Origin of the sequence: Clostridium sp. SHJSY1 (genome assembly GCF_031626875.1) — a bacterium.
GTDB lineage: Bacteria > Bacillota > Clostridia > Clostridiales > Clostridiaceae > Clostridium.
Genome location: NZ_JANDMF010000087.1, coordinates 1 through 8,500 on the forward strand (window position 1 = coordinate 1; position 8,500 = coordinate 8,500).

9 protein-coding genes are annotated in these 8,500 nt (G+C 28.0%); 7 read left to right on the top strand and 2 right to left on the bottom strand.

The annotated features are described in order from the left end of the window. The first annotated feature begins 222 nt into the window (after nucleotides 1-222). Nucleotides 223-1,068 (top strand): ABC transporter substrate-binding protein, encoded by an 846-nt coding sequence (locus tag NNC19_RS22830; RefSeq protein WP_310941007.1) that lies wholly within the window; start codon nucleotides 223-225, stop codon nucleotides 1,066-1,068. 294 nt (nucleotides 1,069-1,362) lie between these two features. Here NNC19_RS22830 and NNC19_RS22835 read toward each other — a convergent pair whose 3' ends face one another. Continuing rightward, nucleotides 1,363-1,536 carry a hypothetical protein gene (locus tag NNC19_RS22835; protein WP_310941008.1) on the bottom strand — a complete coding sequence of 58 codons (174 nt, stop codon included), beginning with the start codon at nucleotides 1,534-1,536 and terminating at the stop codon, nucleotides 1,363-1,365. On the opposite strand from NNC19_RS22835, the gene NNC19_RS23555 reads away from it, so the two are divergent. The 6 genes from NNC19_RS23555 (at nucleotide 1,499) to NNC19_RS22860 (ending at nucleotide 8,023) form a co-directional block, all read left to right on the top strand. After that, nucleotides 1,499-1,777 (top strand): DUF2752 domain-containing protein, encoded by a 279-nt coding sequence (locus NNC19_RS23555; RefSeq protein WP_396136477.1) that lies wholly within the window; start codon nucleotides 1,499-1,501, stop codon nucleotides 1,775-1,777. The two genes, NNC19_RS22835 and NNC19_RS23555, sit on opposite strands and share 38 nt — an antisense overlap. Beyond that, entirely contained in the window at nucleotides 1,777-2,172 is a 396-nt protein-coding gene (locus NNC19_RS22840) for a DUF4234 domain-containing protein (RefSeq protein ID WP_310941009.1), read from the top strand. The genes NNC19_RS23555 and NNC19_RS22840 overlap by 1 nt, the downstream gene beginning before the upstream one ends. A gap of 188 nt (nucleotides 2,173-2,360) precedes the next feature. Further along, nucleotides 2,361-3,122, top strand: coding sequence for a YdcF family protein (locus NNC19_RS22845; RefSeq protein ID WP_310941010.1), 762 nt, complete (start codon nucleotides 2,361-2,363; stop codon nucleotides 3,120-3,122). A gap of 304 nt (nucleotides 3,123-3,426) precedes the next feature. Beyond that, the gene (locus tag NNC19_RS22850) at nucleotides 3,427-5,403 is read left to right on the top strand and encodes a right-handed parallel beta-helix repeat-containing protein (protein ID WP_310941011.1); all 1,977 of its coding nucleotides are present in this window, start codon (nucleotides 3,427-3,429) and stop codon (nucleotides 5,401-5,403) included. 280 nt (nucleotides 5,404-5,683) lie between these two features. Further along, entirely contained in the window at nucleotides 5,684-6,679 is a 996-nt protein-coding gene (locus tag NNC19_RS22855) for a sugar kinase (RefSeq protein ID WP_310941012.1), read from the top strand. 216 nt (nucleotides 6,680-6,895) lie between these two features. Beyond that, a complete protein-coding gene (locus NNC19_RS22860; RefSeq protein ID WP_310941013.1) occupies nucleotides 6,896-8,023 on the top strand; it encodes a hypothetical protein in 1,128 nt (375 codons plus the stop codon). Nucleotides 8,024-8,096: 73 nt separating this feature from the next. On the opposite strand, the gene NNC19_RS22865 is transcribed toward NNC19_RS22860, so the two are convergent. Continuing rightward, nucleotides 8,097-8,261 (bottom strand): hypothetical protein, encoded by a 165-nt coding sequence (locus NNC19_RS22865; protein WP_310941014.1) that lies wholly within the window; start codon nucleotides 8,259-8,261, stop codon nucleotides 8,097-8,099. Between the last annotated feature and the right edge of the window lie 239 nt (nucleotides 8,262-8,500).

The window sequence follows — 8,500 nt, forward strand, 5'->3', positions numbered from 1 at the left end:
AACGGTCTGTTTGCTATGCAAAATTTTAATAAAAATATTTTTTAATATTTCACTTGACTTTGCTTAGCTGGTCTTTATTATTGTTTTACTAAGAAAACTAGATAATTAATTGTTTAAATAGTACATATAGTTTGAACTTTTTTAAAAAGTAGAATAATTTAAATTTGAATTCAAAATAATAATTATAAGAATGGTTAGTGGTTATAAAGGAGAATTGTATTTATGAAAAAAATATTCACTTTAATTATTAGTATAAATATTATTGGAATGATGATTGGATTTGAATCAGAAGCTAAGGAAATTTCAATAACAAACAATTTAATAGAAAAAGACAGATTAGAAATGATAAAAGAAAAGGGGGTATTAACTGTTGTAGCACCATCAAAAGAAACACCGTTTTTTTCTATAAACCCCAAAACAAATGAGATAAGTGGGATTGATTCTGATATAATAAATGAAATTACAAAACGTCTTGGCATTAATAAAATTGAAGTTAAGGAGGAACAATTTTCAAATTTGCTAGAAAAGTTTAATTCTGATGATAGTGTAGACATATCATTTGGAGGAATGTTTATAACTCCTGAAAGTGAAAAACTAGTGGATTTTACTAATCCATTATATAAAGAAACAGAAGCTATTATTGTACCAAAACTTTCAACTTTAAATTTTATAAGTGATTTAAAGAATTCAGTAGTTGGAGTAGAGGAAGGAACAATATTTAAGAAATTATCTGAAAAGTGGAAGGAAAATCATTTAATAAAAGATATATTAATTTTAAATAGTACAACTGAATTATTTAATGCACTAAATAATAGAAAAATTGATGCAGCTTTAGCTGATTCTATTATTATAGACTATCATTTAATAAAAGAAAAAGACCCCACATTAAGAATTTTAAAAGGATATACTCCTGAATTACAAGGGGTTATAGGAATAGCGGTTAAAAAAAATGATACATCATTATTAAATGAATTAAATAAAATAATTGATGATATGAAATCAGATGGTACATTATATGCTATTCTTGTAAAGAATGGATTGGGTAAAAATAATATGATTGGAAACTAATAAATTGAGATAAAATTTTAATAACATAGAATATTTGTTGAATCAAATTATTCTATGTTATTTTTTAACCTAAATATGTGGAAGTCTATAATATTTTATAAGTTGTGTATAGATAAATATTTAAAGCCGAAGCAGTTTACATATTTATTTGTTATACATATAATTTGAATTATATTATTAGAATATTTTAAAAAAGACTAGAAATCAGTGAAAAAAGTAGAATATTGTAAAAATAAAAATAATATGATACAATGAGTATAAAATCTTTTTAAATAAATTTAGAATGGACGTAATTTAGATGAAAAATATGTATATTAAAGAATTTGTTAAATTGGGATTTCCTATTATCTTGATATATAGTTTTTTCAATGTAGTTGGAATTGGATGTCCTATTAAATTTCTAACTGGCATTTCATGTGCTGGATGTGGAATGACTAGAGCTTGGAAGTGTCTTTTTTCTTTTGACATAAAAGAAGCATTCTATTATCATCCATTATTTTTTCTCCCAATAATTTATTTTTTCATATTTTTATTTAAAAATAAAATATCTAAAAAGGTATTTAATGTTGCAATAATTATAGGTGTGTTGCTATTTATAACAATATATATTTTTAGACTTTTAAATCCGGATAATATTGTTATTAATATAAATATTAAAAGTGGTCTTATTTATAAGATATTTAAATTTATACTAGATGGGGTGTTTTAATGATTACTACAGATAGAAGTATTGGTAAGTTTATATTATTTTCAATTTTAACTTGTGGAATATATAGTTATTTCTTTATACATGATTTAGCTAGAGATGTAAATGCAATATGTGATGGAGATGGAAAAGAAACTGCTGGACTTTTAAAACTTATTTTATTTTCTATAATTACATGTGGAATTTATACATGGTTTTGGTATTACAATCTAGGGAATAGGTTAGCAGAAAATGCACAACGTTACAACCTTTATTTCCCTGAGAATGGAACTTCGGTAATTCTATGGATGATATTTGGTTCTTTCATATGTGGAGTGGGTGGATTTGTTGGTATAAATATATTAATTAAGAATACAAACGAATTAGCATTTCAGTATAATAGAGGACGAGCTAGATAAAATTTTTGTAAAGATAATTTTAAAAATTAAGTTAATAAAAAGTATTCAAATAGGCAAAGTAGCTAATGTTCCGGATTCATTAGCTATTTTTTATGAAAAATATTAATTTTTACTTTTACTTGTTTTACAAATATTACTTGATTTAGTACAATTGAATTAACAAGGAATATTAAGGAGAGTGAATATTAGTGATAAAGTTTATAGACATTATATTGGGAATAATTTTAGTAGCATACTATTTCATTATAAACTTAATTAGTAGTAGAAAAATTGCAGCTAGTGGATCAATATTAGCAATAGGCATAATTTTAATAATTTATCATTTTGTAAAAAATATATTTAATGACAATCAGTATTATATTAAAGGAATGAAAATAGCAAAGATTTTCATTTGTGTAGGATTAGTATTTTTTATAGTGTTAGAAGGAATGATAATATTCTATCCTAAGAAAGATACATCAAATACAGATTATATTGTAGTTCTTGGAGCAGGTCTTAATAATGGAGGGCAGTTAAGTTTAACATTAAAAGATAGGCTAGATTCAGCATTGAAATGTGTAAATGATTATGGAAATAATGGTTATATAGTTGTTTCAGGAGGCCAAGGACCAGATGAAGATTTATCAGAAGCAGAAGCAATGACAAGATACTTAGTAGAACAGGGAGTATCAGAAGAAAAGATAATAAAAGAAGATAAATCTAGAAATACAAATCAAAATTTTAAATTTTCAAAGGATAAGATAGAAGAGCACTCTGGCAAAAATATAGAAGATGTTAGTGTTAAGGTAGTAACTACAGATTTTCATGCATTAAGAAGTAATTTATTAGCTGAGAAAAATGGATATAAAAATATAAACGTATATACTAATAATTCAGTTCCATATTTAATTCCTATATTTTATTCAAGAGAAGCCCTAGCAATAGTGAAAAGTTTTTTATTTGATAATTAATGAAGGTTGTTTACTTATAACAATAAAACCCATAAAAATCTAAAATTTAGATTTTTATGGGTTTTATTTTCAAATTTAATAAGTATAAAGTCAATATGTTTGTCATAAAATGCATATTCTTAGGCGTAGAAGGAACATTTTAGAAAAAAGAAAGCATATTAAAAGAAAAAATATATTTTGATGCATGATTTTTATGTATTTTAGGGAAAAAGTATGTATTTAGTTTAAATATTATGAGAGTATGTAATTAGTAAATTAAGGAATAATTATTTAAGTAAAAAATGTTAGGAAAAGGGGAGAAAAAATGGCAAAAAGATCTATCAGAAAAAATCATTCAAGAAAATTTAAAAAAAAATTAATGGTAGCTACATTAGCTTCAGCAATGGTTTTAACACCATGCTTTAGTATGAATGCGTTAGCTGCAACTAACACGACTGTGAATCTAGGAAACTTAGGTTCAACTGGTACATATACTGACTTAGCAAATGCAGAAGATAGTGCATTTACTGGGGCAATTTATGCAGCTCCTAATGGAGTAACAGGGAATTCAGGAACTTTTTCTAGTCCATTAGATTTAGTAACAGCTCTTCAAAAGGTAGCAGATGGAAAAGCATCAACAATATTATTAGAAACAGGAACATATAAATTTGATAAACAAATCAATATAACAGCAGATGGGAAAGAATCGGCTTACAATGTACTAAAGGCTTGTAAAGGTGCTGATGTAATTTTAGATTTTTCATCAGAAGCATATAACTCATCAGATACTTCTGTAAATGATAGAGGTATTCAACTAGTTGGAGATTACTGGTATATAGGTGGTGTAACAATAAAAGGAGCAGCAGATAATGGAATGTTATTAGCTGGTAGCCATAATGTTATAGAGAGATGTATATTTAATGGAAATAGAGATTCAGGATTACAGATTAGTAGAAGTAGTTCATCTGTAACTAATTTTAATGATTGGCCAAGTTATAATCGTATAATAAATTCTACTTCGAAAAATAACTGTGATCCTGCGTCATATGAAAATGCAGATGGATTTGCAGCTAAATTAACTTGTGGTGCAGGTAATGTATTTGATGGATGTCTTTCATACAATAACAGTGATGATGGTTGGGATTTATATGCAAAAACAGAAACTGGATCTACTGGAGTAGTTACAATTAAAAATAGTATTGCAATGAGAAATGGTGAAACAGAAGATGGGAAAACTAAGTCAAGTTGTGATGGAAATGGATTCAAGTTAGGTGGTTCAGGAGTTCCAACAGCTCATGTAATTCAAAACTGTTTGGCTATACAAAACTTACATCATGGTTTTACAGATAATAATAACCCATCAGCATTACAGTTATCAAATATAACTGCATTTGATAATAATCAAGGTGGTGGAAAGAATAACTTTAGTCTATATCGTTGTAAAGATGCATCAGTATCAAATGCTATTTCATACACAACAAATGGCACATCAGACAAACTTGTTAATTTAAGTGCAGATCATACTGTGTTCTATAATAGCAATAAATGGTATCAAGTAACCAATAAGCAAGCAATGGATACAGGATCTTCAACTTCAAGAGGAGCAGCTATATCTGCTGGACCTGTAGCATCAGATTTTATAAGTGCAAATGTACCATCAGTAGGTAGTGATTTTGATAAGTTATGGAGAAATTCAGATGGAACAATAAATACTAATGGTGTTGGGATGATTTCATCATCAAGTCAATTTGGTACTTTAGCATCAGATGGAGTAGGACTTGGAGCAAGATTCTCTTCTAGTAATAAAATTGCAAAGGTTCAAGTAAGTGCAGGAACTAATGCTAGTATTCCAGATCCAGGGACAGGAACAGATCCAGGGACAGGAACAGATCCAGGGACAGGAACAGATCCAGGGACAGGAACAGATCCAGGAGCAGGAACAAATCCAGGTACTGAAACACCTGTAACATCAGCTGAACATAATTTTACAACATCTGGCTTAAATGATTTATTCTTTACTATAAGTGGTAATCTATCAACTTCTAAAGGCACAGCATCTTATAATGGATTAACACTAACACAATGTTTAAAAGTAGAAACTGCAACAAATATCAAATTTACAACAACAAATGCATCAACATTAACTTTAGTTTTTAATTCAACTTTTAATAAAGATATAGTAATTGATGGAGTAGAGTATCAAGCTAAAGATGGAATTGTAATAGCAAAATTAAATGCTGGAAGCCATACAATTACAAAAGGGGATACATCTAATTTATATTATATTGGACTAACATATTAAAATAAGTAAATATAATAAGAGAATAGTAATTTTAAGATGAGGCTATATTTTCTAATATTGAAAGTATAGCCTTAATAATTTTAAAAAGCTTTTTTAAGTGAATGGATTTATGAAATAAGAAAATTATTTAATAAATAGATATTAATAAGAATTTGAAATTTTAAATGATTTGTCATATAATTCAAAGTATGAGTCTTTATAACATATTATTACATAGAATGAAGACACTTATTAAAAATACAATAAATATTAATAAAAATTATTATATGAGGTGAAAAACATGGGGAAAATAGTTACACTAGGAGAAATAATGCTTAGGCTTTCGCCATTAGGTTATGACAGGTTCTCTCAATCCAAGCAATTTAATGCGTTTTATGGTGGAAGTGAGGCAAATGTATCAGTTTCATTAGCTAATTTTGGAAAGGAAACAAGCTATATCACTAAACTTCCAGATAACGATATAGCACAATGTGCCATAAATGAATTAAGAAAATATGGAGTCTGTACAAATGATATAGTTAGAGGTGGTAACAGAATAGGAATATATTTCTGTGAGTATGGAGAATCACAAAGGCCAGCTAAACTTGTTTATGATAGAAAAGATTCTGCAATGGCACAAGCTAAAAGAGAAGATTTTAATTGGGATAAAATATTTGAAGGAGCAGAGTGGTTTCATTTTTCAGGAATAACTCCAGCACTTTCAGAAGAATGTGCAAAAATAACATTAGATGCAGTAAAAGCTGCTAAAGAAAAAGGACTGACAGTAAGCATTGACTTGAATTATAGAGAAACTTTATGGGATAAAGATAGATTTAGTAAAGCAATTAGGGAACTTTTAGAATATTGTGATGTAGCTCTTGGAAGTATTGAAGAAGCTGAAATGGCAATAGGAGAAAAAGAAGATGATAAAGCAGATTGCAATGAAATACTTAAAAAGTTTGTGGAAAAATTTGGTCTTAAATATGCAACAATAATATTAAGAAATAGATTCACAGCAGAAGACGTAGATTGGACAGCAGTACTTTATGATGGAAAAGATTTTTACAATGCTAAAAAATATGATATACATGTTGTGGATAATATAGGGGGAGGCGATGCATTTGCAGCTTCACTTATATATGCAATAACATCAGGATATTCAACTCAAGACATTATAGAATTTGCAACAGCTGGTTCATGCTTGAAATATAGTATGATTGGTGATGCTAATCTTGCAACAGTAGCTGAAGTTGAAAATCTTATGTATGGTGATAGTACAGGAAAAGTAAGTAGATAAAATAGAAGATCAAAGAACTGATTTTTGTAGGTTTTTTGATCTTTTTTTATATTCAGTTAAGGATTATTTATTAAAAGAATTTTATTATTGGAAAGAATTCTATTTTTTTATTAAAAAATAAAATTGTAATAATAATTTTTTAATTATTCTTCTATTTTGGTTATTTCAACTATATATATGTTATGTAGAATGTGTAAACCTGAAAGGAGAGTCAAAATGTTAGAATCAATATTAAAAAGTGATCTTTTAAAATTAATTTCAAAATTACAGAATGTAAATAAAATAGATGTTAAGGCTATTATGGGACTTGATGGATTTGTAGATCAGATATTACAGGCTGTTGAAACTCGAGAAAGTGCTGAAAATTATACAAGAATGAAAACTCTTAAAGATTTTGGAGATAAAATTTCTAAGGCTGCTGGATTAAGTACAAGTGTTGAGCTTGTTCCTATAGCAGCTAAATTAGGTGGAAATGGTCCAATTATGGCCAATGCACTAACAACACTGGGCCTAGATATAACATACATTGGTGCTTTGGGTATCCCTGCTATAAATCCTGTGTTTGAACCAATGAGAGAGAAATGTAAATTAATTTCAATTGCTAACCCTGGTCAAACAGATGCTGTTGAATTTCTTGATGGTAAATTAATGATTGGTAAGAGAGAAACATTAAAAGATGTAAACTGGAATAAATTAAAGGAAATTGTAGGTGTTGAGCATTTAATTACATTAGTAAATGAGAGTAAATTAATTGGTTTGGAAAACTGGACTATGCTACCTTATATGACAGACATTTGGAGAGGGATGTTAACTGAGGTTTTACCAAGTGTTGATATAGATAAAGAAAAATATATGTTTTTTGATTTAGCAGATCCTGAAAATAGATTAAAAGTAGATATAATTGAGGCATTATCAGTTATACAAGAGTTTTCTTCAAAGTTTAAAGTAATATTAGGATTAAATTTGAAAGAAGCTACTGAAATAGGTGATATATTAGAAATATCAGATGGATTCTCTCAAATAGATTTAAAAACATTGGCTACAGAAATATCTAAAAGGCTTAATATATATTGTTTAGTAATTCACCCTGTTAAAGAAGCTGTTGCAGTTTGTGGAGGAGAATACTTCCATACTTTAGGACCATTCGAACCTAGTCCAAAGCTTACAACAGGAGCAGGAGATAACTTTAATGCAGGATTCTGCTTAGGACAAGTTCTTCAGTTATCGCCTAAAGAATCTTTAATAATGGGAACTGCAACCTCTGGATTTTATGTAAGAAATGCTTCGAGTCCAACTTTTATTGAATTAATAGAATTTATGAATGATTGGATTGAGAAGGTATGATGTTATTCAAATAGAAAACAAAGCCCCACTAAAATCTAAGAAATTGGATTTTAGTGGCTTATTTTATAGATATTTAATTACCAAATCTGTTGAAATTTTGACTTGAAACTCCTTGGCGTTTCACAGATCTATGTTTTGCATTAGGATTATGATTATGCCCTTCCTCAGTTATTGGAGTTTGATAATTACATTTTTCCATCCTTGCTTTTTTATTATCTGGTTGACTATCCTTTGTCATAAAAATACCTCCTTAGAACAGTATTTATACAGATTTAGTATGTACAGTGTTGTACAAATTATCCGTTTATCTAAAAAAATAGTGTGATAAATTTTTTTGTATATGAGTAAAATGGTTATTTTTTGAAGTGTTTTTAAGATAAAATATTTTAAAGAGAAGAAGTGGTTAAATGAAAAACTAACTTCCGTTTTAGCGTAAGCTATTGTAACTGCAAGAGTAAAGTCAGTTTTGAGAATTAA